Genomic DNA, 26,056 nt, shown 5'->3' on the forward strand with positions numbered 1-26,056 from the left:
AAGGCGGGGAGCTGGCGGGTGAACCGGGCGGCGTTGAAGATCATGATGCCCGCCGTGGTGGCTGTCAGACGCAGTGCACCGCCGGCTTCGGCGGCCATGCACCGGCGGGAGAGTTCTTCGTCGTCCCAGGCTGGGCCGTGCGCGCCGGTGTCGGGATCGTTCCGGCCGGACTCGACAGGGTCACCGCCCAGGCCCGCGATAATGCGCGGCTCATGGCCGAGGCGGTCCAGCTCCGCGAGCAGCCGGGTGCGCTCGGCGTAACCCGCCGCGATGGTCTTCTCGTTCTCGATCAGCGGGTTGATGACGGCGCTGATCGCCGCCGCGACAGGATCCACCGCGGGATCCACTGCGGGGTCCGCGGCGTCATCTGGGGTGTCTTCGGGTGTGGCAGCTGAGGTGGCCATAGGGACAGTGAACCACCCACCACCGACACTCCCAGGCCCCACAAACCAGCTGTGGAAAGGTCGTAAAAGACCGGCCTGTGGAGGAACGGCACCGGCGAAAGCACGGCAAAAAGGGGCGCGGCCGTTGGGCCGCGCCCGGTGGCAGATCGAACCGTTAGGCGGTCACGCGACGGCGACGCAGGACCAGAACTGCACCGAGCATGAGGAGCACGGCGGAGGCGGTCAGCGGCCCGGCCACTGAGGCGCCGGTCTCGGAGCGCGGTACCGGTGCGGACGGCACTGACGGCACGGACGGGGGACGCGGCAACGTTCAGCGCCACGGCCTGGGTCAGGCCTGAGGTCTGTCCTGTGATCACCAGGGTGTGTGTCGGCTGTGAGGGAGCTGATCAGTGCGGCGGTCAGGCGGGATCTGCAGGGCACTGTCGATGACCAGGAAGCTGCCGACCAGCGTCGGCTGTGAGTGCACGTAGACGTCGACGTAGGAGTCGCTCATTTCCATCCACGTGATATTCGCTGTGTACGAGCGTTCTTCGGGTTGAGAGCACCAGTCGGCAGTCCAGCCGACGTCTGTGGCTCAAAGGTGACCTTTGCGGCTGCCAGGTACTGACTCAGCGCGGCTGAATCGGGCGCCAGAGCGGCGGGCTTGAGAGGCTGGGTCACCGATGCCTCCATGAACTCGCGCACCGTCGTTGAGGCAAAGCCGTCGAGCGACCCGGTGACAGCCAGCCCCATCGAGCCGTTGGCCTCGGCCGACGTCAGGGTGTAGCTGATCGAGGTGGCACCTTCGACCTCGCCGCCGTAGCGGCCGAAGCCGACGGTCCACTGGTACGTGAGGGTGTTTCCCACGATCGGGTCGAGGCGCTGGAGAGGGCGTCGGAACGTCGGAAGGTTCGGCGGGAACGGGCGCGGCCGTTGCGGCGACCGGCTGGATTTCCTCTGCCTGTGCGGGGCTGGCAACCAGGGCCATCCCACCGATCAGGGCCAGGCCAAGGCCGAACGCTGCTGTGCGGTGCGTCCACTTCCGTGTGGTTCTTGTCGTCAGGGTTCGTGTCTCATTCAGGTCGGGATGTGGAGAGTGGAGAGTCGCGAACAGCGGCCCCAAACGGGGGCGTATTTCACGCTGTGCGGGAGCGAACGAAATCCCGGTGTCCGCACCCTCGTTCGGCCGAGCTGGGGCTGGCAGCCGGTCACCGATGCTGCGGGGTGCCCGGCACCACGATGCCGTGTTCGTAGGCATAGACCACGGCCTGGATGCGATCGCGCAGATCGAGTTTCTGCAGCACCTTCGAAACATGGGTCTTCACCGTGGCCTCGCCCAGGTACAGTCGACCGGCGATCTCGGCGTTGGCCAGGCCCAGCGCGATCAGCTCGAAGACCTCCCGCTCCCGGTCGGTGAGCATGCCCACGGCCGCCGGCTCCGACCGGTGCGTATCCTGCGCCGGTTCGGCATCCGGCGCGGCGGCGGGCAGGGAGCCCGGAAGGCCGGCGAAGCGGGCGATCACCCGGCGGGTGATCTCGGGGGAGAGCAGCGCGTCGCCGCGGGCGAGCACCTGCACCGCCTCGACGAGGGATTCAGGCGAGGCGTTCTTGAGCAGAAACCCGCTGGCGCCGTGCTGCAGGGCCGCGAAGAGGTAGTCCTCCCTGTCGAAGGTGGTGAGCACCAGCACCGCGGCGCGGCTGCTCTGGTCGGCCACGATCACGCGGGTGGCGGTGAGTCCGTCCATGCCCGGCATTTGCACGTCCATGCAGATCACGTCTGGTTGCAGAGCGGCGGCCTGGCGGATCGCGGCGGCGCCGTCCACGGCCTCGCCGACCACCACGATGCCCGGTTCGGACTCGAGGATGATGCGGAATCCGGCGCGCACCAGGGCCTGGTCGTCGACGAGGAGCACCCGGATCGGCGCGCTCATTCGGTGTCCTGAACGGACGCCGGCGCCAATGCCTCGGCGGGCAGGGGCAGGGAGGGCGACTCGGTGGCGGCCACCGGCGGGGCGGCGAGCGGAACGCGGGCGCGCACCAGGTAGCCGCCGCGGGGCCGGTTGGCCAGCTCGAGGGTACCGCCGACAGCAGCGACGCGCTCGCGCATGCCCTGCTGGCCGAGGCCGCCTGGGGCGCGCTGCTCGGCGGCGGTGCCGGCCGGTGGGCGCACGCCGCGACCGGTGTCGGTGGCTTCCAGCTCCACGGCATCCGCCTCGTAACGCAGTCGCAGTTCTGCCGTCGCGCCGGTACCGGCGTGCTTGCGAGTGTTGGTCAGGGCCTCCTGCGCGATGCGATAGAGGCTGAGACCGATGGTGCCGGGAACCGGGCGCGGCTCGCCGATCACCTGGAGCCGCACGGCCAGTCCGGCGTCGGTGTTCTCCTGGGCGAGCTCTGCGAGCTGGTCGACGCCACGGGTGCTGGTGCTTTGGTGGGCGGGCTGGGCGCCGTCGGTATCATCGGCGCGCAGGGCACCGAGCATGGTGTTCAGTTCGTCGACCGCACTGCGGGCGCTCTCTTCGATCACCGTGATCGCGCGGGCGGCGTTGGCCGGGTCGCGGTCGAGGATGCGCCGGGCCGCGCCGGCCTGCACGCCCATCAACGACACGTGGTGGGCGATGACGTCGTGCAGCTCCCGGGCGATCCGCACCCGTTCGAGGCTGACGGCCTGGGCCGCGGTGCGTTCTCGTTCGGTGGCGAGCTCACGGGTGAGTGCCTCGAGCGCCGCCGAGCGCCGGGCCGCCTGCCAAGCGGCGCCGCCGAAGTAATAGGCGGCCCAGAAGTAGACCAGGTTGAGCAGCACCTGCAGCAGGCCGTAGGCGGCATAGGGTGAAAAGAAACCGTCCCTGGACAGTTCGGGGATGGCGGTGGACTGGTTGGCGGTCTCCAACAAGCTCCAGAACAGCCAGATGAACATGCCCGCGATGATGCCCAGCCGCGTCCACCGGGCGATTGTACGATGGTGGCTCCATGCGCCCACCGAGTAGATGGCCACATAGAGGCAGATGCTCGAAAAGAGTCCGTCGGTGACGCCCATGCTGCCGAACACGGCGAAGACCAGCGAGACCAACAGTGCCACGGCCTCCGGCCAGCGGCGGCGGGCGGCCAGGGGGAGCGCAATGAGTGCCACCCAGATCACCACCTGCCACCACGGCGCATCGCCCATGAGCCCGGTGCCGAGGGTCAGCGAGATGCTCAGGGCGGTGCCGCCGGCCAGCGCCAGCGCCACCCAGGCATCCACCCGGTACGCCGTGCGGGGGCCGCGCGGCCGCCGCCATCCGTCGGCCAGGGGATCGGCGACCCGTTCGGTGCGGGATTCGGCAGTCATGCCCCCACGCTAGCGCCGCGGCGCCGCGGGCGGATCAGCCCCAAGGCGGAGGTCGGCCCGGACAGCCGTCACGGCTCAGGCCTCGTCGCGGACTGCCGCCTGCGTCTGCGGGGTCAGGGGGTGAGGATGCGGCGGGTGTTGTTCAGGGCTGCCGCGGGGGAGTCCCAGAGGGCCACGACATCGGCGGCCAGCCGGCGCTCGAGGCCCTCGAGGGCGCGCAGGGCGAAGATCACGGCCGCGGCGGTGTCGCCGGCCTTGGCGAAGCCGTGGCCAACCGCCCGGGTCCAGGTCTCGGCGGCGGCCTTGGCGCTGGCGTAGTTGGCACCGCCGGGGGTGGGCGCATCCACCGACACCGACGACACGATCGCCAGCCGGCCGGTGAACGAGGCCAGCAGGTCGGCGTTGAAGGCGCGGGTGGTGTTGCGGAGCGTCCGCACGACGCGTTCGTGCAGAAAGTCCCAGTCCTCGTCGGTCTGCCCGTCGAGTCCGCCGCCGCCTCGCCAGCCGCCCACCATGTGCACGAGCCCGTCGACGGGCCCGTGTTCGGCGTGCACGGTGGCGGCCAGCGCGGTCACCGCGGCGAAATCGGTCAGGTCGCAGACGTAGACGGATGCCTCCGGCGCCGCCTCGAGCACGCGCGCCAGGCGCTCCTCGTTGGAGCCCACGGCCAGCACCCGGGCGCCGACCCCCGCCAGGGCGGCCGCGACGGCCACCCCGGCGGCGCTGGTGGCCCCGGCGATCAGTACGGTGTGCCCGGCGGCCCCGTGCTCGCCCGGGTCACCGGATGGGTCGGCCATCGTGAGCCTATGCATCCGCCGTGATGCCCATGGTCGACTCGATGACCGGTTTCATCTTCTTGTCGAGCGCTTCGAAGAACATCGAGAGCGGGAACTCGTCATCGAGGACGAGGTCGGTGTAGCCCTTCGGTGCCCCGGCGAGCACCTCGAGCGGCAGACCGCGTGCCCACGTCGACGCCGGGTTGGGCGTGAGCGTCTTCGTGAGCATCTCGTAGGCGGCCAGCCAGTGCGCCTTCTTCGGCCGGTCGATCGACTCCCAGTACAGGTCGTCGATCTGGGCGCCGAGCGCGATGACCACGTCGGGCACCGCCTCCCAGTCGAAGGAGAGCGCCGTGTCGGTCCAGTGCAGCACGTGGTGCTGGTGCAGCCAGGCGAACAGCAACTGCCCGCCGAGACCGTCATAATTGCGCACCCGGCTGCCGGTGATCGAGAACCTGAAGATGCGGTCGAAAATCACCGCGTACTGCACGAGTCTGGCGTGCCGACGTGCCTCGGGGCTGGCGGCCTCGTCGCGTTCGATCTTCACCGACTCGCGGAACGCCGTGAGGTCGCAGCGCAGCTCCTCGAGTGAATACAGGAAGAACGGCATCCGCTGCTTGATCATGAACGGGTCGAACGGCAGGTCCCCGCGCATGTGGGTGCGGTCGTGGATGAGGTCCCACATCACAAAGGTCTCCTCGGCGAGGTGCTGGTCCTCGAGCAGCGCTTCGGCCTCGGCGGGCAGCTCCAGCCGAGTGATCCCAGCCGCGGCGCGCACCACCCGGCGGAACCTCGCGGCCTCCCGGTCGGCGAAGATCGCCCCCCAGGTGAACGTGGGGATCTGCCGCATTGCCACGGTCTCGGGAAAGAGCACCGCCGAGTTGGTGTCGTAGCCGGCCGTGAAGTCGAGAAAGCGGATGGGCACGAACAGCTTGTTGGTGTACTCGAGCTCGAGCTCGGCCACGAACTCCGGCCAGAGCACCTCGATCAACACCGCCTCGACGAGCCGGTTGGGGCTGCCGTTCTGCGTGTACATCGGGAACACCACCAGATGCCGGATGCCGTCGACCCGGTTCTGCTGCGGCTGGAAGGCCAGCAGCGAGTCGTAGAAGTCGGGCACGCCGAAGCCGCCGGCCACCCAGCGGTCGAAGTCGACCACGACGGCGGCCAGGTAGGCGGCATCGTGCGGGAAGTGCGGCGACAGCTCGGTCACCGCTGCGGTGATCCCGGCGACGGACGCTTGCGCAGCCGCGTGTGCGCCGGCCTCGGGGATCGAGCCGTCCTGGGCCTGCACGGCCTGCAGGGCGGTTGCGGCGGTCTTGAGTCGCAGCCAGGCGGGAGAGCCGGTCAGGTCCGATCTGGTCAGGTCGGCCGCGGTGGCGGTGGTAGCGGTGTCCTCGAGAACCTCGGGCTCACCGACCAGTGCATCTGCAATGTAATTCGACATGGGAACCTCCCGTCCTCGTGAGTGCCGCGGGCGCGACGTGCGTGCGGCGCACATCGGTGTGCGCCGCCCCCAGCGTAACCGGGGGCTGACGGCGTTTTCATGCGAGCATCCGCAGTGAATCGCCGTCTTCGCCCGATTTGGCGCGTGATTGCGCCGGCCGGGCCCGTCGACGGATCAGGTACTCGGCCACCAGGAGGTTGATCACCCAGGCGGCACCCATGAGAACGGCCCTGGAGAGCTCATCTGTCGACCCGAAGGCCATCGCTCCGGGGATCAGCAGCAGCGCCTGCGTGCCTGCGGCCACGCCGATCGCGTAGGCGCGGGTCATCCACTGGCTGTGCAGGATGAAGTCCCGGCGGACGATCCCGCCGACGCCCAGCGCGATACTCGCCACCATCGCCGACCCGAAGATCACCCGAAACGCCAGCAGGAGCGGGCCGTCCCCTGGCGGGTGCGGGTAGAAGACCGCCATCCACACCCCGGACAGCGCGGCGAGCAGGCCGGCCGGGATAAGGATGCGGCCCGCGATGCGGTGCCACGCCCGCTTGCGCCCCCGGACAGGACCTCGGCGGCGGGCGGGGACGAACTGGAACGCTCCGACGAGGCTGAAGACGGTGACGCTGATGATGTGCGTGATCACGGGAACCGGGGAGTCGAGGAACCGGGCGTTCTGCTCGGTAGCGACGGCTCCGCCGGTCAGTTCGGTGATCCGTGCCGCACCGGCGAGCACCGGGATGAGGCTGAGAAGGATCAACCCGGTGGGCGCGAGCCACGGCGCCCGGGGGCGTCGATCGAGTCCGGGTGCCGGGGCGGTCGCGAGGTCATTCATCGAAGTCTCCGTTGCTCGGGAGGGTGGCGTTGATCGAGATCAGGGTGACGCCGAGGTCACCGATGCGGCGCAGGAGCCCGTGCAGTGCCGCCTGATCGGTGACGGGGCCGGTCAGGGTGGTGGTCCCGTCGCTTCCAGCGCTGAGCTGGAAGCCGTCGAACCAGGTCCCCCACCGGTCATCGAGCCGGCCCTGGAGACGAATCTCGTAGCTGACGAGGTCAGCGGGTGGGTGCGGCATCCTGGGTGCGTCGCTCATCGCGCCCCTCCTTCAGTGCCGCGTTCTTACGCTCTGTCGACCACAGGGAGTAGCCGAGCCAGATCAGGGCGAGGCCCATCGGGATGGCGGCCAGCCGTTCGATGTTGTGCGGGAGAAGGCCGAAGACGGGGGTGAGCACGGCAGCAGCGATGAGCAGGATGCCCGCACCGCGGGAAAGTACGTGCGCCCGGAGTATCGCGATCCCCAGCAGCAGCGCGCCCAGGATGTACAGCGCACTCCCGACCGGCACGACCAACGCGAGCGGACCCAGGTCGGTCTCGCTGGCATAGCGGCCGAAGAGCCCCACGAAGTCCTCGGCGAGCTGCGGGGCGGTTCCGGCGAGCAGGGGCGCAATGAACGCCTCGGCGAAGTTGAACGCCGCCTGCAGGATGAAGAACAGGCTGAACATGAGGTAGCCGATCAGGCCCAGCAGGCCGAGTTTCTTCACCTGGCTCAGATACAGGCCGGCCAGGCCCACGAGACCCAGGACGGCCATGCTGAGGCTGAGGACGTGCACGATCACCCAGGCCGGCGTGGTGAGAGATGCGACCACGTCGCTGGGGTGGATGAATTGGATGACGATGTAGAGGAGCCCCGAGAGCGCGGCGAAGATGCCGGCTGCACGCGTGAGGGTGGACGGTGTGATGTTCATGGTGTCTCTCCGTGATTGTGAGTGGCCCAGGCCGGTTCCTGATGACGACCTGAATCTACGGAGGGAGGTGGTGACGCGGCATCACACGGCGTGGTGACCGACGTGGTGATTGTGCCCGGAGGGGTTCTACAGCAGGCCCAGCGAGTCTGCGCGACGCACGGCCGCGGGGCGACTATTCACCTCGAGCTTGGTGAAGATGTGCTTGGTGTGTGTGCGTAGGGTATTCAGGGAGATGTACAGCTCGCGGGCGATGTCGGGACCGCTCAGTTCGCTGGCCAGCAGCCTGAGCACGTGCAGCTCGCGTTCGCTCAGTGGCTCCGTCAGGGTCTGGATGCCCCCTGGCCGGCCATCGGTGGGCCGGATGTCGCGCAGCAACCGCCGAACGTAGTTCGGGGCGATGCCCCTGGTCGCAGCCTCGCGCAACAGCGCCGCCATGGCCGCCCCTTCATCCACAAAGAGCCGCACATAGCCTTCAGGCTCGGCCTGGGCGAGAGCTCGTGCCAGGGGCGCCAGCGCCAGCGCAGTGTCGCCGTGTGCTCCGTGCGCCAGCGCCTGGAGGATGAGGATCTCGGTTGTGCTGCGGCGCCCGGTTTCCGCCGCATCGAGCAGCCGATCCAGCAACCGCAACGCCTCCGGCGTCTTCAGCTGGGCGATCAACAGTCTCGCCAGGGTGAGGTGGTCGAACTCGCGGAGATAGCTCAGATCCACAGCGGCCGATTCGGCCCCGGCGGACAGGCCGTGCTCGTCGGCCCAGGCGAGGGCCTCATTCAGTCGCCCCTGCGCGATCCAGACCCGAGCCTTCATCGCCGGAATCGGGCGCACCTCGGGGAAGAACCCGCGCAGATAGTGGCGCTCCGCCTCGCCGAGCAGGTCGATGGCGACATCGGGGTGGCCCTCCGCCTGCCGGATGCGCGCCATCGCCACGTACCACCGATACCGGTTCTCCCGGGAGTTGGACCGGTCGCCCAGCGCTTCGCTCGTCGCCAGATGTTCGGAGGCCGCGGGCAGGTCGCCCAGCTCCCGCAGCAGTTCACTGAGCCCGACATGCAGGTCGCCCGTGGAGAGCGGGGGTGGATCGCCCTGTTCGCCGGCCAGCCGCACAGCCTGCTCGTAGGCGCGCCGCGCCTGGCGCAGCCGGCCCTGGGAAATGAGCATGTCGGCCGACGGAATCGTGGTCCCCAGCGCATCCGCCAGATTGCCCGCCAGGCGGAGGCTCGTTTGGACCTCGCCGAAGGCCCGCACCCCGTCGTCGAGATCGCCGGCGGCCCACGAGGCGAGCCCCAGGAAACCGGCGGCCGCACCGCGCCCGAGATGGTCGCCGGGTTGGGTGAGGTCCAGGGCCTGGCTGGCGTGCTCCCTCATCGCGCCCACATCGCCTCGCGCCTGCGCCAGGGCGGCCCGATAGACCGCGATCGTCACGGGGAGGGTCCGCAGTTCCTCGCTGAGCACTGAATCGTGCGCCGGGGCTCCGTCCGCGGTGGTGGCGGCCAGTGCGTGCTCCGCGTCGACCAGGCGGGATTGGGCGGCCTGCAGGTCACCGGACACGAGCGACGACCAGGCGTAGTAGACGCCCAGCACGGGATGTCGCGTGATGACGTCTCTCGGCAACAGCGTCAACCACCGCAGCAGCGTGGCATCCTGCCTGCTTTGCCGCACCATCGGCACCGCGAGCTCGATCAGTCGCGCCGCCCGCTCAAAATCCGCTGCCGCCAGCGCGTGCGTGACGGCGTCCTCCGCGAGGCCGTTCTGCTCGAGCCACACGCTGGCGAGAGTGTGCAGCCGGGCCGGGAGGGCCGGGCCATCACCGGCCAGGCGCGCCCGGAGCATGTCGGCGAACAGGTGGTGGTAGCGGTACCACTGGCGTCGATCATCCAGGGGGACGACGAACAGGTTGTCCCGCTCGAGCGAGGCGAGGATCTCGCTGCTGCCCGTGAGCTCGGTCACGGCGTCGCAGAGTGGTCCGCTGAGCCGGTCGAGGATGGCGGTGTGCAGCAGGAAGTCTCGGATGTGGGCTGGCTGGCGTTGCAGGACCTCTTCAACGAGGTAGTCAATGACAAAACGGTTGCTGCCGGTGAACCCCTGGATGAAGCCGGAGACGTCGGTGCGCTCCCGCAGGGATAGCGCTGCCAGCTGCAGTCCCGCGATCCACCCTTCGGTGCGGGTCTCGAGGGCGGTTATCTCTGCTGAGGACAGGCCCAGGTGCATCATCTGATTGAGGAAGGTGGCGGCCTCGTCCGGCGTGAAGCGCAGGTCGGCCGCGCGCAACTCGGTGAGCTCGCCGCCTGCTCTCAGCCGGGCCACGGGCAGCAGCGGGTCGGAACGACTGATGATCACCAGATGCAGTTTCGCCGGGAGGTGGTCGAGCAGGAAGACGACGGCGCCCAGGAGCGACGGGTCCTCGATGAACTGGAAGTCGTCTAACACGAGAAGGATGTGTTGCGACGCCTGGCTGAACTCGTTGATGAGGGTGGTCAGTGTGGCCGTCATGCCGGTCGGCTGGTCGCTCGGCGCCTCAACGCCCAGGGTGGGATCGGCGTGGTTCACGGCGCTGAGCAGATACGCGAGGAAGCGGGACGGTTCGTTGTCGCTCTCGTCGAGGGACAACCAGGCCACCATGAGCGCCGGGTCCCGGTGCTGGGCATCGGCTATCCACTCGCTGAGCAGCGTGGTCTTGCCGAATCCAGCGGGGGCGGCCACCAGCGTCAGCTTGCGCCCGGAGCGCAGCCCCTCGTTGAGCTTCTCGATCAGGCGCGGCCGGGGAACGGCGTGGGGTCGGAGCTGCGGGATGAAGAGCTTCGTTGCGAGAACAGGCATGTCGCGGCTAGCTCGACGTCGCCGATTTGGACCGGGCGCGCACGTGGATCCGTTCGCCCTGCTTGCCGAACATGGAGAGGATCTCCACCGAGTCGGCGCCGGTGGAGCCGAACCAGTGTGGATTGCGGGTGTCGAACTCCGCCGCCTCACCCGAGCCCAGGACCACGTCGTGCTCGCCGAGGATCAGCCGGAGGCGGCCGGAGAGCACGTAGATCCACTCGTACCCGGTGTGGGTGCGGGGAGCGGGTTCCCGATCGGTGGCGGGGATGACGATCTTGAAGGCCTGGGGCTCTCCCTGATGCTGCGAGAGGGGCGTGAGGGTCCGGCCATCCGTGCGGGTGGACTTCTGCGGCACTCGCGGGTCCTGCACCCTGGGCGGGCTGACGATCTCCTCGAACGGCACCGCCAGGGCGGCCACGATGGGCAACAGCAGCTCGAGGTTGGGCTTCCTCTGACCGGACTCGAGCCTGGACAGCGTGCTCTTGGAGATCCCGGTGGCGGTGGCGAGTTCTGCCAACGTGACGTTTTTCTTTTCGCGGGCGCGGCGCAGGCGCGGCGCGATCTGACTCAGCTCGTCATTGATCCGCGGTGTCGTGCTCATGGAGACAGCTAAGCAGCGTGTCCCACTTTTGGCAACGATAGTTTCAGTATTTTCCGGGTGGCCGCACTGTAGGGAAGGAGGTCGTGAACATCGGCCGCCCATCCCTCGAAAGGAACACACCATGTCACTACCCCCAGCTCCCCGCGGAAGTGTCGGACCCCCCTCGGTGCACGCGCGGGCAGTGATCACCTGGATCGCCATCTTCCCGCTGGTGACGCTCGGATTCTTTGCGATTGCCCCATTCGCGACCGACTGGAACCCTGTCCTGCGCGCCTTCGTGCTTTCCCTCGTCGTGGTGCCGATCGCCGTGTACCTCGTTGTGCCCCAGCTGATGCGTGCCTACGGCAGGATTCGCACCACGAGGCGCTGACCGGCCCGCCAGGCGCTAGCCTGCCGCCATGACGGATGCCGGGCACGCTATGGGCATATCCGCCGCGGGCGACGTGCGGGCGGCGCTCGCCGCGATCGCCACCCAGGCCTTCATCCGCCGCAGCGATGCGACCACGACCCTCGACCTGGCCGCACGGCTGCTGAGAGACCCTGAGCCGCTGATGCACAAGGCCTCGGGCTGGATGCTGCGCGAGGTGGGCGCCCGCGTCGACCGGGACCTGCTGATCGGCTTCCTTGACCTGCACGCGGGCCAGATGCCGCGCTCCATGCTCAGCCACGCGACCGAGCACCTGAGCGCCGAGCTGCGGGCGCACTATCGTGGCCAGCCCACTGAGCGTCCGAGGCCGTTCCGACGGGGATAGCAGAGGCGCGTCACGACTTGGTAAACAAGTGAATCAATAGTTTGTTCTCCCTTGCGCGCATTTCGTTCGTAAGGTTTACTAACAAACATGACAGCTCTCGGTGCCCCGCGGATGATCCAGGACCGAGCCCTTCGCCCCAACACGAAGGTCTTGCCCGAGCACATCCGCCTGAACAACCGCACCCTGGTGCTGCAGACGCTGTACCGCACCGGTCTGCAAAGTCGCGCGGACCTGGCCCGCGAGACCGGACTGACCCGGGTGACGGTGTCCGACCTGATCAGCGAGCTGATGGGGGAGAACCTCGTCATCGAGCTCGGCCAGCGCCAGGAATCGCGCCCCGGCAAGCCGGCCACACTGCTCGACATCAACCGGGCCGCCTTCCAGATCATTTCGCTCGACCTCTCCGGTCACACCCGCCTGCGCGGTGCCGTGCTCAGCCTGGACGGCGCGGTGCTCTCCAGCTCGGGACTGGACCTGGCCGGAGCCCGCGGCGAGGCCGCCTTCGACAAGGTCGCCGAGCTGCTCGCCCAGGTGATCGCCCGGGCCACCGCCCCGATCCTCGGTGTCGGGATCGGGTCTCCCGGGATCGTCGACCGGGCGGGCGTCGTGCGCAACGCGCCCAACCTCGGCTGGCGTGACCAGCCGCTCCAGGCCAGGCTCCAGGACACGACCGGCCTGCCGGTGCGGGTGGTCAACGACGCCAACGCCGCGGTGCTCGCCGAACACAGCTTCGGTGGCGCCGACCATGATCTGCTACTGGTCAAGGTGGGCCACGGCGTCGGCGCAGGGCTGCTGATCGGCGGTCGCGCCATCTTCGGCGAGCGCTTCGCCGCCGGTGAGATCGGCCACGTCGTCGTCGGCACAGACGACGGACCGCTCTGCGCCTGCGGCAAGTCCGGGTGCCTCGAGGCCTGGCTCTCGGTACCGCGGCTGACCGCGGCGATCCATGATGCCACCGCCGCAGCCGCCACACCGGCGGATGCCGAGCGCGCCATCTTTGACATCCTCTCCGAAGCCGGGCGCCGGCTCGGCATCATCCTCGCTCCCGTCGTCGGTGCCCTCAACCTGCTCGAAATCGTGTTGAGCGGGCCACCCGAACTTCTCGACGGGGCGCTCTCCGCGGCCACCGTCGAGACCCTCCGGTCGAGGACCATGGCCACCGAAACCGGTGACCTCACCCTGCGAATGACCGCGCAGGGGGAGGACATCGTTCTGCGCGGCGCGGCCGTCATGGTTCTTTCCGCACAACTCGGAGTTTCGTAGCCGAAGCATTTCCCTGCACCAACGATGTGGCGCCCGCCAACATCGGCAATCCCCGAAAGGAATATCTCATGAAGAGAAAGCTCGTATCTCTCGCCGCGCTGGCCACTGCCTCCGCGCTCGTGCTGGCGGGATGTTCGTCCGCCGCCGATGAAGGCGATGACGCCTCCACCGACAACAGCGACAAGACCATCACCCTGTGGCTCGCCGGCGGTGACACCCCCGATGAACTGCGCGACTACCTCAAGTCCGAATTCGCCGCACAGACCGGCGCCACGCTGAACATCCAGCAGCAGGACTGGGGAGACCTCGTCACCAAGCTGACGACCTCACTGCCCGACGCCAACAACACGCCGGATGTCGCCGAGCTGGGCAACACCCAGTCGTCGACCTTCACCAACGTGGGCGCCTTCCTCGACATCTCAGACCTGTACGAGGAGCTCGGTGGCAGCAAATTGCTGCAGTCCTTCGTCGACGCCGGCATGGTGGGCGACAAGAACTACGCCCTGCCCTACTACTTCGGTTCCCGCGCCGTGTTCACCCGGTCCGACGTCTGGGCCGCGGCCGGAGTCGAGCAGCCCACGACCCTCGACGAGTTCAACGCCGGCGTCGCCGCAGTCAACGCCGCCAACCCGTTGAACATCCCCGACTTCTCCGGCTTCTACCTCGGTGGGCAGGACTGGCGCAACGGCATCTCCTGGATCTTCGCCAACGACGGCGAGCTCGCCACCGTGAAGGACGGCACCTGGACCTCGACGCTCGCCTCAGAGAACAGCCTGAAGGGCCTCGCCCAGCTGCAGGACCTGTACAAGTCCGCCTCCAACGCGCCCAACGACGCCAAGGACTCCAACCAGTACATCTACCTCAACGACAGCGACGAGATCAAGGACGCCGAGGGCGCCGTCACGTCGAACACCTCGCTGTCCGCCGCCTCGATCATGGCACCCACCTGGGCGCACTGGTCGATCGGAACCCTCGGCACTGATGCCGACGGCAAGGCCACCCGCACCTGGGATGACACCAAGAACGCGGTCTTCGCCCTCCCGGGCAACGACGGCAAGCCCGCCCCGGTCTTCGCCGGCGGTTCCAACATCGGCATCTCCGCGGCGAGCAAGAACCCCGAGCTGGCCAAGAGCCTCCTCAAGATCATCTACTCGAAGGAGTACCAGACCATGCTCGGCCAGAACGGCCTCGGCCCGGCAAACGGCGACTACGTGGACTCGCTCGGCGACGACCAGTTCGCCGAGGCGCTGATCGCCTCGGCCTCGAACTCGAAGCTCACCCCGGCGGCGCCCGGCTGGGCCACGGTGGAGGGCTCGCTCGTGATGGAAGAGTTCTTCAGCAAGATCGAGGGTGCCAGCGACCTCAAGGCCCTCGCGAAGGAATACGACGAGAAGCTCACGCCGATGCTGAACGGCGAATAACCGGCGCCTGTCGAACCAGACGAACAATGAAAGGAGGGTCGGCGTGACAACGCAGAACCTCGTGCTGGGTCAGGCCGATCGGCCGCGCCCGGTCAGGCCCCGGAAAAGGGGCAGATCAACGCCGTACCTGTTGGTCATCCCGGCCTGCGGCATCCTGATCCTGGCGCTCGGCTACCCGCTCGTCTGGCAGTTCATCACCTCGATGCAGAGGTTCGGACTCTCCCAGCAATTCGGCCAGCCCCCGGAGTTCGTCTGGTTCGACAACTACGTGACCCTGTTCACCGACCCGTACATGTGGACCGTGGTGGCCCGGTCGCTGGCCTTCTGCCTGGTCACCGCCGCGGTCACCATGGCCATCGGTACCCTGATGGCCCTCCTGATGAACGCCGTGCACACGGCCGTGCGCATCACCCTGCAGATCTCGATGCTGCTCGCCTGGGCGATGCCAGTCGTCGCGGCGATGACGGTCTGGAACTGGCTCATCGACTGGCGCCGCGGCGTCCTGAACTCGGTCCTGACCGGCATGGGCCTGGATTTCCAGAACCACAACTGGCTGGCCAACCCGCTGTCGTTCTTCTTCGTGGCGATGGTCATCGTGGTCTGGATGAGCGTTCCGTTCGTGGCGTTCTCCATCTTCGCCGGCCTCACCCAGGTGTCCACCGAGGTGCTCGAGGCCGCCCAGCTGGACGGCGCCACCCTGTCCCAGCGGCTCCGGTTCATCATCGTCCCGATCATCCGACCGGTGCTCGCCATCATCCTGCTGCTGCAGGTGATCTGGGACCTGCGGGTGTTCACCCAGATCCGGCTGCTCCAGGATGTCGGATCGATCGCCTCGGAGACCAACCTGCTCGGCACGTACATCTACCAACTCGGCGTCGGCTCCAGCGACTTTGCCATGGCCAGCGCCGTCTCGATCTTCGTGCTCGTGCTGACCGTGGCCCTGAGCTGGTTCTACGTACGCAGCATGCTCAAGGAGGACGAATCATGACCTCGACGGTCTATTCCAGCGGCCAATCCACCGGCGTGAATGCCCTTCAGGCCGGCTCCCGGCCCCGACCCAGCGATCCGCCGACACGGCGGCCGGGCAGCAGGGGCGGCAACCGCCGCTTCCGGCCCGGCCGGATCGCGCTCGGCGTCGTCGGCATCGTGGTCTCGCTGATCTGGGTCTTCCCGGTCTACTGGATGCTCAACTCCTCGCTGCTGCCCAATGTGGTGCTGCAGAGCACCACGCCGACCTGGCTGCCGTTCGGCGGTTCCCTCGACAACTTCGTCGCGGTCTTTTCCGGTGGAACGTTCCTTCCCGCCCTGGGCATGAGCACGGCCATCGCCATCATCACCGTGGTGTTCTGCCTGTTCTTCGCGTTTCTCGGCGCATTGGCGATCAGCCGGTTCAGGTTCCGCGGGCGCAAGGCGTTCGTACTGGCCGTGCTGCTGATCCAGATGCTCCCCGCCGAGGGGCTCTTCATCGCCCAGTACAAGCTGATGGGCAGCCTGAACATGCTCAACTCGATCGTGGGCGTGAGCATCATCTACATCGCCGCCGTCGTGCCCTTCACGATCTGGATGCTGCGCGGCTTTGTCGCCGGCGTGCCCGCCGACCTCGAGGAGGCAGGCATGATCGACGGATTGAGCCGCACCCAGGCCTTCATGCGCATCACCTTCCCCCTTCTCGCTCCCGGGCTGGTGGCCTCCGGTGTGTACGCCTTCCTGCAGGCCTGGAACGAGTTCACGGTCGCCCTGGTGCTGCTGCAGGACAATTCCAGCCAGACGCTTCCGCTCTGGCTGCGCGGCTTCATCCAGGCCAGCGCCAGCCGGGCAACCGACTGGGGTCAGGTGATGGCGGCCTCCACCATGGTGGCCATTCCGGTGATCATCTTCTTCCTCTTCGTGCAGGGCAGGATGACCAGCGGACTGGTCAGCGGGGCGGTCAAGGGATGACCGGCCTTATCGGCGGCGAGTCCCTGGTGCGCACGCACATCAGGGCAACCCTGATGCCGGGCTTCGTCGGCACGGTGCTGCCGGGCTGGCTGCGCCAGCGCCTGCAGGACGGACTCGGCGCCGTGTGCCTGTTCGGGCAGAACATCGAATCCATCGCCCAGCTGCGCGAGCTGACGGACTCGATCCGCGACGCGAACCCGCTCGCTGTCATCGCCATCGACGAGGAGGGTGGCGACGTCACCCGGCTCTACTTCTCTTCCGGCTCGCCCTATCCGGGCAACGCCATCCTCGGCCGGATCGACGACGTCGGGTACACAGAGGAGGTCGGTCGCCTCGTCGGCTGGGAGCTGCGCAAGGCCGGCTGCACTCTCACGTTCGCGCCTGACGCCGACGTCAACTCCAACCCCGACAACCCCGTGATCGGCGTGCGCAGTTTCGGCGTCGACCCGGCCCGGGTGGGCCGGCACTCCGCCGCCTGGGTGCGCGGGGTGCAGTCCACCGGGGTCGCCGCCTGCCCCAAGCACTTTCCTGGTCACGGTGACACCGCCCTCGACTCCCACCTGGCCATGCCCGTCGTCGACCTGCCGCCGGCGACCCTGCGCGAGCGGGAACTGGTGCCCTTCCGCGCCGCCATCACCGCCGGCGCGAAGGCCATCATGACCTCGCACATCCTGCTGCCCCAGGTCGATCCGGAGAACCCCGCGACGCTCTCCTCGCGGGTGCTCGGCGGTCTGTTGCGCACCGAACTGGGCTTTTCGGGCGTCATCGTCAGCGACGCCCTGGACATGAAGGGGGCCAGCGGCGTCCTGGGCATTCCGGGGGCCGCCGTCGCCGCGCTCGCCGCCGGCTGCGATCTGCTCTGCATCGGCACCGAGAACACCCCCGCACAGCTCGATCAGATCGAGGCCGAGGTCCTGGCCGCCGTGGACGCCGGAACCCTCACCGAGGCCCGGCTCGCCGAGGCCGCCGGCCGCGTTCACCGACTCGCCGCCGGCATCACCGACGAGACCCTGAACATCCCTCTGCCCGATGCCGCGCTGGCCGCGCCCGAGCCGGGTTTCGACACCGGGCGCATCATCGCCTCCTTCGCCGTCAACGAGCACGCGAAGCTGTGGCTCGCGGCGACGCCGGAGACCTTCTCGGTGGTTCGGCTCGACACGGTGACGAACATCGCCGTTGGCGCTGCGCCCTGGGGCCCGTTCGCCGAGGTGGCCGCCCACCCGGAGTCAGACCTCGCGGCCGCGTGGCGGGCCAGGCCTCTCGTCGGACGCACCGTGGACGACAGTGGGGCGCTGGAGCTTCCCGCCCGGACACCCGTGGTCGTGATCGGCAAGGACAACCATCGGCATCCGTTCATTCGCGACCTGGTCGATGCGCTGCGGGCCGACCGCCGTGACGTGCTCGTGGTCGACATGGGCTGGCCGTCGGATGAGCTGACCTACGCCGACATCGCCACCTTCGGTGCATCCAGGCTTGCCGGGCGCGCGTTGCTCGAGTTGCTGGCGGCCGTACCGGCGTAGATTCGCGCCGGCTGCGGCAGGTCGCGCGGGCGGCGCGAGCGGCGGCGGCGCGCCCGCTGTGGCTCGGTGCGCCCCCTCTGGCTCGGTGCGCCCGCTATAGCGGGCGCACTGCGCCATACGAGGTGCAGTGAACGAGGTGGGCCGGGCAAGGGGGCGAAGTGGGGTGAGCCAAGTGGGGTGGGCGAGGTGCGGTGACCGCTCAACTCACCAGGTCGCGTGCCCGCAGGGCGCCGCCGAGCAGGCCGGCGTTTTCGCCGATCGACGCCGGCAGGATCTCGGGACGCCGGTGAAAGCTCAACAGGGCATTCACCCGCTCGCGCAGCGGAACGAATAATTGGTCGCCCGCCTGTGCCAGCCCGCCACCGATCACTATCGCCTCCGGCGCGAGAATCGCGGCCAGCTGGGCGATGCTCAGGGCGAGTGCGTCCAGTGCCTCGTGCCAGATCATCGACGCCGCGGGGTCGCCGGAGCGGGCCAGTGACAGCACCGCGCGCGCGCCGCGCAAACTGATACCCGTGACCTCCTCGTAGCGACGCACGATCGCGCCGGCCGAGGCGACGGTCTCCAGGCAGCCCCGGGAGCCGCAGCCGCAGAGCGTTCCGCTGGGGTGAACGATCGAATGGCCGATCTCGCCCGCGTAGCCCCCACCGGTGTGCGCCCGGCCGTTGATGAACAGCGAACCGGCGATTCCGGTGCCGATGACCAGCACGACCACGTTGCGATAGGGCCGGGCGGCGCCGAGCCGGAACTCGGCCTCCCCGGCGGCCCGCACGTCGTGCGAGAAGGTGGTGGGCAGGTGGATGAGCTCTTCGGTCAGTCGCTTGAACGGCACGTTCGACCAGTGCAGGTTGGTGGACAGCACGCCGATACCCGCGTCGTCGTCGACGACGCCAGGGGCGAGCAGACCCACGGCCCGGGGGTGCACCCCCGGAAAGTCCGCGGCGAACTGCAGCGTGAGCTCCTGCACCCGGGCGATGACCGAGAAGGCCGTGCGTTCGCCGTCGAGCGGTGTCGGCGTGCGACTGAGGCCCAGCATGCGGCCGGATGCGTCAAAGAGCGCGGCCTTGGTGTCGGTGCCGCCGACATCGACGGCGATCACGGCCTCGCCGTTGCCGAGCGGGAGGGCCTGGTCGACAGCCGAAGTGAGGGTCACGGCGGTCATGGCGGGGGCTCCTCAGCGGTAGGCGAGTGTGGCGGGGCAAGAAACCGGCCAAGAGTGTGCTCGTGCTGCGTCAACTGCCTGTGAGGACATCATCCCATGCGCCGACGCTGTTTGTAAAGGATGGTAACAATTAGCGGGGAGGAGTTGGCCAGTCGCGCAGGTTAGGTTTGAAGAACGCGTGCGCGCAAGCGCCGTATTGACAGACATATAGAGGTAGGAACTGAGCAGTGGCTGAAGCAACCGTGACCCCGGGCACCGAGGTGTCCCCGAAAGAGGTCGAGGCCCAGGCCGTGCGCCGGCGCACCTTCGCCGTCATTTCCCACCCCGACGCGGGAAAGTCCACGCTCACCGAGGCACTGCTGCTGCACGCGCACGCCATCACCACCGCCGGCGCCACGCACGGCAAGGCCGGCCGCCGCGGCACTGTCTCCGACTGGATGACCATGGAGCAGGAACGTGGCATCTCGATCACCTCCGCCGCCATCCAGTTCGAATACCGCGACAGCGTGATCAACCTCGTCGACACCCCCGGCCACGCCGACTTCTCCGAGGACACCTTCCGGGTGCTCTCGGCGGTGGATGCCGCCGTGATGCTCGTCGACGCCAGCAAGGGCCTCGAGGTGCAGACCATGAAGCTCTTCGAGGTGTGCAAGCAGCGCAACCTTCCCGTCATCACCGTGATCAACAAGTGGGACCGGCCGGGCTCCGCCGCGCTCGACCTGATGGACGAGATCCGCACCCGCACCGGCCTGATCCCCACCCCGCTCACCTGGCCGGTGGGCATCGCGGGCGACTTCCGCGGCGTCATCGAGCGTGACAGCTCCGACTTCATCCGCTTCAACCGCACCGCAGGTGGCGCCACCCGCGCTGACTTCGAGCGCACCACCGCCGACGAAGCGGCCGAGGCCGAGGGCGATGCCTGGGTCACCGCCGCCGAGGAGTCCGAACTGCTCGCAGAGGAGGGCCAGAACCACGACGAGGACATGTTCCTGGATGGCGTGACCACCCCGGTGCTGTTCTCCGCCGCGGTGCTCAACTTCGGTGTGCAGCACATCCTGGACACCCTGGTGGACTTCGCCCCGCCCGCCGAGGCGCGCCTGGACGCCGCCGGCGGCCACCGCCCGGTGACCAGCCCGTTCTCCGGCTTCGTCTTCAAGGTGCAGTCCGGCATGAACTCCTCGCACCGCGACTACGTCGCGTTCGTGCGGGTGTGCTCCGGCCAGTTCCGCCGCGGCATGGTCGTCACCCACTCCGCCACCGGCCGGCCGTTCGCCACCAAGTATGCCCAACAGCTGTTCGGCAAGGACCGTGAGGTGGCCGAGGAGGCCTGGCCAGGCGACATCGTCGGCCTGGTCAACGCCTCCGCGCTGCGGGTCGGTGACTCGATCCACGAGGGCGCCCCCGCCGTCACCTTCCCGCCGCTGCCGATGTTCGCGCCCGCGCACTTCCGTGCCGTGCGCCCCGCCGACACCAGCAAGCACAAGCAGTTCCGCCGCGGCATCGACCAGCTCGACCACGAGGGCGTCATCCAGGTGATGCGCTCGGACTTGCGTGGCGACCAGGCGCCTGTGCTCGGCGCCGTCGGCCCGATGCAGTTCGAGGTCGTCGAGGAGCGGATGTCGCACGACTTCGGCGCCGCCATCCGCAGCGACGTGCTGCCGTACCAGCTGGCCCGCCGCACCGACAAGGAGAGCGCGCTGATCCTCGGCCACGACCGTCAGGTGGAGGTGCTCCGCCGCAGCGACGGCACCCTGCTGGCCCTTTTCAGCACCCCGTGGCGCCTGCGCAATACCGTGCGCGACCACCCCGAACTGCTGCTCGAAGACCTGGCCGGCGGCGGGCCTGTCGACGAGGTGCGCTACTAGCTAGCCCAATCCGGAATCACGTGGTCCCCGAACTACACTCAGAAGCCTAAACAACCAGGGAATCGCCCATGTGGCGCCAACGACAGGGGAGAGTGTCATGAAGTCTTTCGCGTGCGGAGATGTGGTGCCAGGGTGCACGGCGAGTTGGGTCAGTTCCACAGATGACGAAATTCTCGTTCTCGTTGCTCAGCATGCGAGCGCCGTACACGCCATCGACGCGGTGAGCCCCGAGCTGGTCCAGAGCGTCATGGACCGGATCGTGGTCGTCTCCTGACGACACCACTGTCCCCGTCCGGGTGGGCCGAACTACTGGATGTGGTCGCCGCCGGAACCGGGGTATCAGCCGCCTTCCAGCCGATTGTGGACACCGCCCGCGGCATCGTGGTGGGGTTCGAGGGCCTGGCCCGTTTCGAGATGCCCGCGGGGATCAGCGTCGAGGACCTCTTCGCCCAGGCGCGCGCCTCGAACCGGTCCGCGGAGGTCGAAGCGCGCTGCCTGCGGATCATTCTCGCGGAACGCGGCTCGGTTCCGGCCAACTGCTTCATCACCGTGAACGTATCGCCCCACGTGCTTGGACACGAGTCCATCCGGCAGGTGTGGCAGGACAATGCCGACCTCGCCGGAGTGTTCGTGGAGCTCACCGAACAGTCCGCCATTGAATCCGCCGCCGACCTCGAACCCGAGCTCGACGCTATCCGGGGAGCGGGCGGCCTGATCGCCGTCGACGACCTCGGCTCGGGCTACGCCGGTCTCAGCCGTCTGCTCGCGCTCAAACCCGAACTGATCAAACTCGACCGGGAACTCATTCAGGGCATCGACACCGACGAGGCGAAACGAGCGCTGGTCGAGATGATCGGCACCTTCGCCAACCGCATCGACTGCTGGGTTTTGGCCGAGGGCATCGAAACCGCGGCTGAGTACGACACCATCACCGCGCTCGGGGTGCCGCTCGCGCAGGGCTATTATCTCGCCCGGCCCGGTCCCGCGTGGCCCGCTCTGGCCAAGCCGGTGTTGCCGAGTGCGGTGCCGCAGCCCGTTCCCGTCGTGCGCGACCTGCTCGACGTCGCTCCCGCCGTGGAGTCGGTGGCCGCCGCAGCCAGGATTTTCACCGATCACGCGGAGGTGCGCACCGTGGTGCTCATCGACCACCACGGCCGGCCTCGCTCGGTTCTCGACAGCGAGAGCGCCCACCTCGGGGTCACCACCGACGCCGTGCGGGTGAACCTCGACACTCCCGTGCGGGATGCCCTGCTGCGCGCGATCACCCGCGACAGCACGCAGCGTTTCGATCCTCTGATCGCCACCGACAACGCCGGCCGCTACGCCGGTATTGTGCGCCTGGAACGCCTCATCACTACCGCGCTTCAGTAAGCACGTCAGTCGCGGCGGGAGCGCGCCTGTACCCTGCCGGTGCTGGCGACCGGGCTCAGGTTTCTAAGAGTGCCCGCAGCCGGTCGAGATCGACCCCGTCCCGGGTGTCGACGAAGTACTCGCCCTGCCACTTCTGGGTGCGGATGGCCTGGGCGTTGTCGGTGGGGGACCACGGAGGATAGACCCGGAGGCCGCGCTTGCCGCCGACGCCGGCCACCGAGCCGATGCCGTGGCGCTGCAGCGCCGACCGGGGGAACACGAACTGTCCCGCGTTCTGGCCCTCCGTGGTGATGATCACCAGCAGGTCGACGTCGTCGGCGGGGAACGGTTCCGTGGCTCCTGTGGTCGAGCGCCGCCAGACGGCGACGAACAGGCCGACCTTGGTCGGGGTCAGCTTGCCGACGCGGAAGCGCAGGCGCTGCGAGCCGATCCGGGTCACAGCCGCGCCGTACTCACCGTTGTCGGTTTCGGCGATCGCGGGCTCCACACCGCCCAGCGGCTCGAACAGCGTCATGGCCAGTGCTACCTCTGGATGCATCACGATGGTGTGGACCTTTCGGATCTGCCGGTGGGGTAGACCATGGCGGCAGCAGGCGGAATCGAGAACCAGAGCGCAGACCCCACGGCCGAATCAAGCCCTGCGGCGTCCCTCGGGCTCACGTCCGCGGCAAGCAGAGCGCTTCGCGCCCGCACGAAATCACCCCGGGGTTCGAGGTCGATCAGCTCGGCGCGCACGCTGGTGCGGGCCGGATCGGCCGGTTCTTCCAACGACACCGTGACCGCTGCGGGCCTCACCGCGAGGGAGATCTGTTCGCCCTGGGCGCCGGCCGAGCCGGCGTCGATGGGGATCGACGCCGGGGGATCTGCGACGACCAGGGTGTTCCCCCGTCGGATCCCGGTGATCAGGTTCAGCCCGGCGAGCCCGGCCGCGAAGGCGCTCCCCGGACGATCGAGCACCTCCGCGGGTGTTCCCTGGTCGACGACCCTGCCGTCTTCGACGATCACCACGCGGTCGGCGAGGGTGTACGCGTCGAGCACATCGTGGGTCACGATCACGGCGCTGCAATCGGCCAATACCCGGCGCAGCATCCGCCGCACCGCCGGTGCCACCGATACGTCCAGCGCGGCCAGCGGTTCGTCGAGCAGTAACAGGCCGGGGTCGGACGCGAGCGCCCGAGCTACCGCGATCCGCTGGGCCTGCCCGCCCGAGAGCTCGGCCGGGCGCCGGGCCGAGAGCGCCTCGGCATCCACCTCGCGCAGCCACCGGGTCGCTCTCTGGCGCGCGCGGCTCGCCGGCGCACCCGCGCTGCGCGGTCCGAAGGCCACGTTGTCGAGCACGCTCAGGTGCGGGAACAGCAGCGGCTCCTGCGCCAGCAGGGAGACGCCGCGCTGGTGCGGTGGCCGCCAGAAACGGCGACCGGGCCCGGCCGGCAGGTCGAACAGAACGGTGCCGTTGAGTTCGCAGCGCCCGGAGTCGGGTGTGACCAACCCGGCAATGGTGTTGAGCAGGGTGGACTTGCCGGCGCCGTTGGGCCCCAGGATCGCGACCGTCTCGCCGGAAGCCACGTCCAGGTGCAGGCGCACGTCGCGTTCGGCGACGTGCAGGTCGAGGGAGAAGGTCACGAGAGCGCCCGCGCCCGCCGACGGGAGGGCTCACCGGTGCGATGGGCCAGGCTCACGATGATGACGGCCACGATCACCAGCACCAGCGACAGGGCCACGGCGGTGTCGGGGTCGGTCTCCCGCTGCAGGTAGATTTCCAGCGGCAGGGTGCGGGTGGTGCCCTGCAGGCTGCCGGCGAAGGTGAGGGTGGCCCCGAACTCGCCGAGTGCCCTGGCGAACGACAGCACCGCGCCCGACAGCATCGCCGGCAGCACCAGGGGCAGGGTGATCCGGCGGAGCACCGTGGTGGGGCTCGCGCCGAGGGTGGCGCCGACGGCTTCGTATCGGCTGCCCACCGTGCGCAGGGCACCCTCCAGGCTCAGCACCAGGAACGGCAGGGCGACAAAGGTCTGAGCGATCACGACGGCGGTAGTGGAGAAGGCGATCTCGATGCCAAGGAGTTCGAAGGTCTGCCCGAGCAGCCCGCGGCGGCCGAAGGTGTATAGCAAGGCGATGCCTCCCACGACCGGGGGGAGCACGAGGGGGAGCAGCACCAGCGAGCGGAGCACCTTCTGTCCCCAGAAGTCGGTGCGTGCCAGCACCAGCGCCATCGGCACGCCGAAGATCACACACAGCACCGTGGCGGCCAGCGACGTGCGCAGGCTCAGGAGCAGGGCGGCCACCGAGGACTCCGAGCTGATCAGCGGCACGAACTCCGCCCAGTTCACCCTGAGAACCATCGCCACGAGCGGCAGCAGAACGAAGGCCGCGCCGATGGCGGCCATGGCGATGACCCAGCGGGGAAGCGTCATGAGGCTACGGCGCCCCGAAGCCCGCGGCCCGCAGCACCGCGGCGCCGTCGCTGCCCGTGACGAAGTCGACGAACGCCCGGGCCACGTCGGCGGATGCCGAGCCGGTCACGGGCGCGATCGGGTAGGTATTGACGGCGCTGGCGGACTCGGTGAACTCGATGCCCTCGACGGCGTCGCCCGCGGCGGCGACGTCGGTGACGTAGACCAGGCCGGCGTCCGCTTCACGTGAAGTGACCTTGCCGAGCACATCGGTGACGGAGGATTCTTCGCTCACCGGGGTGAGCGTGACGCCGGCGGTCGCAGCCACCGTCTTGGCCGCCCGGCCGCAGGGCACCTCGGGCGCGCAGACGACGAGCCTGACGTCCGGGCCGGCCAGGTCGGCGAAGTCGGTGATGCCCGCGGGGTTTCCCGGCGGCACCGCTATCGTCAGGACATTGGTGGCGAAGTCGACGGGTGTGCCGTCGGTGAGCGCCGCATCCGTGAGCCTGGTCATGTTCGTGGTGTCCGCAGAAGCGAACACATCGGCCGGTGCGCCCTCGATGATCTGGGTGACGAGTGCGGAAGAGCCGGCGAAGTTCAGCGCCACCGTGGTGCCCGGGTTGTCGGCTTCGAAGGTCTCGGCGAGGTCGGTGAAGGTGGCCTGCAGCGACGCGGCGGCGTACACGGTGATGTCACCCTCGAGCGTGGCGGCCGAGCCGGTCGGTGCGGTGGCCGCGGGGGTCGCGGGTGCGCATCCGGTGAGGGCCAGGGCGATACCGAAGACGGTCGCGGCAACGAGGACACGCGAAGCGCGGGTCACGGTCATACTCGTCCCTGTGGCGTTTCGACGATGACCGTCGTGGCCTTGACCACGGCGATCGCGACCGAGCCGAGTTCCAGGCCGAGCTCGCGCACAGCTTCGCTGCTCATCAACGACACGACCCGGTGCGGGCCGCACTGGATCTCGACCTGGGCCATCACCGTGTCCATGACGATATCCGTCACGAGGCCCACGAACCGGTTGCGGGCCGACCGGCCGATGACGGACGGGTCCTCCGGCAGCACCGCGTTCTTGCGCGCGAGCTGGGCCAGCGCCAAACCGTCGACGACGGTGCGTGACGAGGCGTCCTTCGAGCTGGGCAGCACTCCATTGTCGATCCACCGGCGCACGGTGTCGTCGCTGACACTCAAGAACGCCGCGGCGTCTTTAATGCGTATCTGAGGCATGGGAAACACTCTAGCTCCGATTTCGCGGAGTCAAGCCGGGTTGCGGCCCGCATCCGCGCTC

The 26,056-nt window shown here is 68.7% G+C and carries 28 protein-coding genes; 10 read left to right on the forward strand and 18 right to left on the reverse strand.

What is annotated here, in order from left to right; all coding sequences use genetic code 11:
• The 12 genes from E3O42_RS14945 to E3O42_RS15000 form a co-directional block, all read right to left on the reverse strand.
• On the reverse strand, window positions 1-404 hold a 404-nt coding region (locus E3O42_RS14945), incomplete at its 3' end, for a hypothetical protein (RefSeq protein WP_134454698.1).
• Between the two features lie 352 nt (window positions 405-756).
• On the reverse strand, window positions 757-897 hold the full coding sequence (locus tag E3O42_RS18105; protein WP_166788016.1) for a hypothetical protein: 141 nt from the start codon (window positions 895-897) through the stop codon (window positions 757-759).
• Window positions 894-1,250: a hypothetical protein gene (locus E3O42_RS14955; protein WP_134454700.1), complete on the reverse strand. Its 357-nt coding sequence runs from the start codon at window positions 1,248-1,250 to the stop codon at window positions 894-896. Before E3O42_RS14955 ends, E3O42_RS18105 begins: the two co-directional genes overlap by 4 nt.
• Window positions 1,251-1,591: 341 nt before the next feature.
• Window positions 1,592-2,314 carry a response regulator gene (locus E3O42_RS14960; protein WP_134454701.1) on the reverse strand — a complete coding sequence of 241 codons (723 nt, stop codon included), beginning with the start codon at window positions 2,312-2,314 and terminating at the stop codon, window positions 1,592-1,594.
• The gene (locus E3O42_RS14965) at window positions 2,311-3,708 is read right to left on the reverse strand and encodes a sensor histidine kinase (protein WP_134454702.1); all 1,398 of its coding nucleotides are present in this window, start codon (window positions 3,706-3,708) and stop codon (window positions 2,311-2,313) included. The genes E3O42_RS14960 and E3O42_RS14965 overlap by 4 nt, the downstream gene beginning before the upstream one ends.
• Before the next feature lie 113 nt (window positions 3,709-3,821).
• Window positions 3,822-4,505 (reverse strand): SDR family NAD(P)-dependent oxidoreductase, encoded by a 684-nt coding sequence (locus E3O42_RS14970; RefSeq protein WP_134454703.1) that lies wholly within the window; start codon window positions 4,503-4,505, stop codon window positions 3,822-3,824.
• 7 nt (window positions 4,506-4,512) lie between these two features.
• The gene (locus E3O42_RS14975) at window positions 4,513-5,931 is read right to left on the reverse strand and encodes a DUF6421 family protein (RefSeq protein WP_134454704.1); all 1,419 of its coding nucleotides are present in this window, start codon (window positions 5,929-5,931) and stop codon (window positions 4,513-4,515) included.
• Between the two features lie 97 nt (window positions 5,932-6,028).
• A complete protein-coding gene (locus E3O42_RS14980; RefSeq protein ID WP_134454705.1) occupies window positions 6,029-6,760 on the reverse strand; it encodes a DUF2306 domain-containing protein in 732 nt (243 codons plus the stop codon).
• Entirely contained in the window at window positions 6,753-7,016 is a 264-nt protein-coding gene (locus tag E3O42_RS14985) for a hypothetical protein (protein WP_198414155.1), read from the reverse strand. Before E3O42_RS14985 ends, E3O42_RS14980 begins: the two co-directional genes overlap by 8 nt.
• Window positions 6,979-7,668 (reverse strand): hypothetical protein, encoded by a 690-nt coding sequence (locus E3O42_RS14990; protein WP_134454706.1) that lies wholly within the window; start codon window positions 7,666-7,668, stop codon window positions 6,979-6,981. Before E3O42_RS14990 ends, E3O42_RS14985 begins: the two co-directional genes overlap by 38 nt.
• Before the next feature lie 126 nt (window positions 7,669-7,794).
• Window positions 7,795-10,482 (reverse strand): winged helix-turn-helix domain-containing protein, encoded by a 2,688-nt coding sequence (locus E3O42_RS14995; RefSeq protein WP_134454707.1) that lies wholly within the window; start codon window positions 10,480-10,482, stop codon window positions 7,795-7,797.
• 7 nt (window positions 10,483-10,489) lie between these two features.
• Window positions 10,490-11,083 (reverse strand): helix-turn-helix domain-containing protein, encoded by a 594-nt coding sequence (locus tag E3O42_RS15000; RefSeq protein WP_134454708.1) that lies wholly within the window; start codon window positions 11,081-11,083, stop codon window positions 10,490-10,492.
• Between the two features lie 121 nt (window positions 11,084-11,204).
• Between E3O42_RS15000 and E3O42_RS15005 the strand changes: the two genes are divergently transcribed.
• The 7 genes from E3O42_RS15005 (at window position 11,205) to E3O42_RS15035 (ending at window position 17,977) form a co-directional block, all read left to right on the forward strand.
• Window positions 11,205-11,453, forward strand: a complete 249-nt coding sequence (locus E3O42_RS15005) for a putative antibiotic biosynthesis monooxygenase (RefSeq protein WP_134454709.1) — start codon at window positions 11,205-11,207, stop codon at window positions 11,451-11,453.
• A gap of 28 nt (window positions 11,454-11,481) precedes the next feature.
• Window positions 11,482-11,835, forward strand: coding sequence for a DNA alkylation repair protein (locus E3O42_RS15010; protein ID WP_134454710.1), 354 nt, complete (start codon window positions 11,482-11,484; stop codon window positions 11,833-11,835).
• Window positions 11,836-11,922: 87 nt separating this feature from the next.
• Complete coding sequence (locus E3O42_RS15015) at window positions 11,923-13,098, forward strand: ROK family transcriptional regulator (protein ID WP_134454711.1); 1,176 nt, start codon at window positions 11,923-11,925, stop codon at window positions 13,096-13,098.
• A gap of 68 nt (window positions 13,099-13,166) precedes the next feature.
• Window positions 13,167-14,519 carry an extracellular solute-binding protein gene (locus E3O42_RS15020; RefSeq protein ID WP_134454712.1) on the forward strand — a complete coding sequence of 451 codons (1,353 nt, stop codon included), beginning with the start codon at window positions 13,167-13,169 and terminating at the stop codon, window positions 14,517-14,519.
• A 43-nt stretch (window positions 14,520-14,562) separates the two neighbouring features.
• The gene (locus E3O42_RS15025) at window positions 14,563-15,507 is read left to right on the forward strand and encodes a carbohydrate ABC transporter permease (protein ID WP_134454713.1); all 945 of its coding nucleotides are present in this window, start codon (window positions 14,563-14,565) and stop codon (window positions 15,505-15,507) included.
• Window positions 15,504-16,457, forward strand: coding sequence for a carbohydrate ABC transporter permease (locus E3O42_RS15030; protein WP_134454714.1), 954 nt, complete (start codon window positions 15,504-15,506; stop codon window positions 16,455-16,457). The genes E3O42_RS15025 and E3O42_RS15030 overlap by 4 nt, the downstream gene beginning before the upstream one ends.
• Window positions 16,454-17,977 carry a glycoside hydrolase family 3 protein gene (locus tag E3O42_RS15035; protein ID WP_134454715.1) on the forward strand — a complete coding sequence of 508 codons (1,524 nt, stop codon included), beginning with the start codon at window positions 16,454-16,456 and terminating at the stop codon, window positions 17,975-17,977. The genes E3O42_RS15030 and E3O42_RS15035 overlap by 4 nt, the downstream gene beginning before the upstream one ends.
• A 199-nt stretch (window positions 17,978-18,176) precedes the next feature.
• Here E3O42_RS15035 and E3O42_RS15040 read toward each other — a convergent pair whose 3' ends face one another.
• Complete coding sequence (locus tag E3O42_RS15040; RefSeq protein WP_134454716.1) at window positions 18,177-19,139, reverse strand: ROK family protein; 963 nt, start codon at window positions 19,137-19,139, stop codon at window positions 18,177-18,179.
• 227 nt (window positions 19,140-19,366) lie between these two features.
• Here E3O42_RS15040 and E3O42_RS15045 point away from each other — a divergent pair, with 227 nt between their 5' ends.
• The 3 genes from E3O42_RS15045 (at window position 19,367) to E3O42_RS15055 (ending at window position 22,375) form a co-directional block, all read left to right on the forward strand.
• Window positions 19,367-21,004, forward strand: coding sequence for a peptide chain release factor 3 (locus E3O42_RS15045; RefSeq protein ID WP_241984861.1), 1,638 nt, complete (start codon window positions 19,367-19,369; stop codon window positions 21,002-21,004).
• 97 nt (window positions 21,005-21,101) lie between these two features.
• Window positions 21,102-21,278 carry a DUF1059 domain-containing protein gene (locus tag E3O42_RS15050; RefSeq protein WP_134454717.1) on the forward strand — a complete coding sequence of 59 codons (177 nt, stop codon included), beginning with the start codon at window positions 21,102-21,104 and terminating at the stop codon, window positions 21,276-21,278.
• Between the two features lie 41 nt (window positions 21,279-21,319).
• A complete protein-coding gene (locus tag E3O42_RS15055) occupies window positions 21,320-22,375 on the forward strand; it encodes an EAL domain-containing protein (RefSeq protein ID WP_241984862.1) in 1,056 nt (351 codons plus the stop codon).
• Window positions 22,376-22,430: 55 nt separating this feature from the next.
• On the opposite strand, the gene E3O42_RS15060 is transcribed toward E3O42_RS15055, so the two are convergent.
• Genes E3O42_RS15060 through E3O42_RS15080 form a run of 5 tightly spaced genes read right to left on the reverse strand, consistent with a single transcriptional unit; the run spans window position 22,431 to window position 25,995 of the window.
• Window positions 22,431-22,913, reverse strand: coding sequence for a MepB family protein (locus E3O42_RS15060; protein ID WP_134454719.1), 483 nt, complete (start codon window positions 22,911-22,913; stop codon window positions 22,431-22,433).
• Window positions 22,913-23,998, reverse strand: a complete 1,086-nt coding sequence (locus tag E3O42_RS15065) for a sulfate/molybdate ABC transporter ATP-binding protein (RefSeq protein ID WP_134454720.1) — start codon at window positions 23,996-23,998, stop codon at window positions 22,913-22,915. Before E3O42_RS15065 ends, E3O42_RS15060 begins: the two co-directional genes overlap by 1 nt.
• The gene (locus E3O42_RS15070; RefSeq protein WP_134454721.1) at window positions 23,995-24,789 is read right to left on the reverse strand and encodes an ABC transporter permease; all 795 of its coding nucleotides are present in this window, start codon (window positions 24,787-24,789) and stop codon (window positions 23,995-23,997) included. The genes E3O42_RS15065 and E3O42_RS15070 overlap by 4 nt, the downstream gene beginning before the upstream one ends.
• Window positions 24,790-24,793: 4 nt before the next feature.
• The gene (modA, locus tag E3O42_RS15075; RefSeq protein WP_134454722.1) at window positions 24,794-25,594 is read right to left on the reverse strand and encodes a molybdate ABC transporter substrate-binding protein; all 801 of its coding nucleotides are present in this window, start codon (window positions 25,592-25,594) and stop codon (window positions 24,794-24,796) included.
• Window positions 25,591-25,995 carry a TOBE domain-containing protein gene (locus E3O42_RS15080; protein ID WP_134454723.1) on the reverse strand — a complete coding sequence of 135 codons (405 nt, stop codon included), beginning with the start codon at window positions 25,993-25,995 and terminating at the stop codon, window positions 25,591-25,593. The genes modA and E3O42_RS15080 overlap by 4 nt, the downstream gene beginning before the upstream one ends.
• Window positions 25,996-26,056 lie beyond the last annotated feature (61 nt).

Source organism: Cryobacterium adonitolivorans, assembly GCF_004402695.1.
Lineage (GTDB): Bacteria > Actinomycetota > Actinomycetes > Actinomycetales > Microbacteriaceae > Cryobacterium > Cryobacterium adonitolivorans.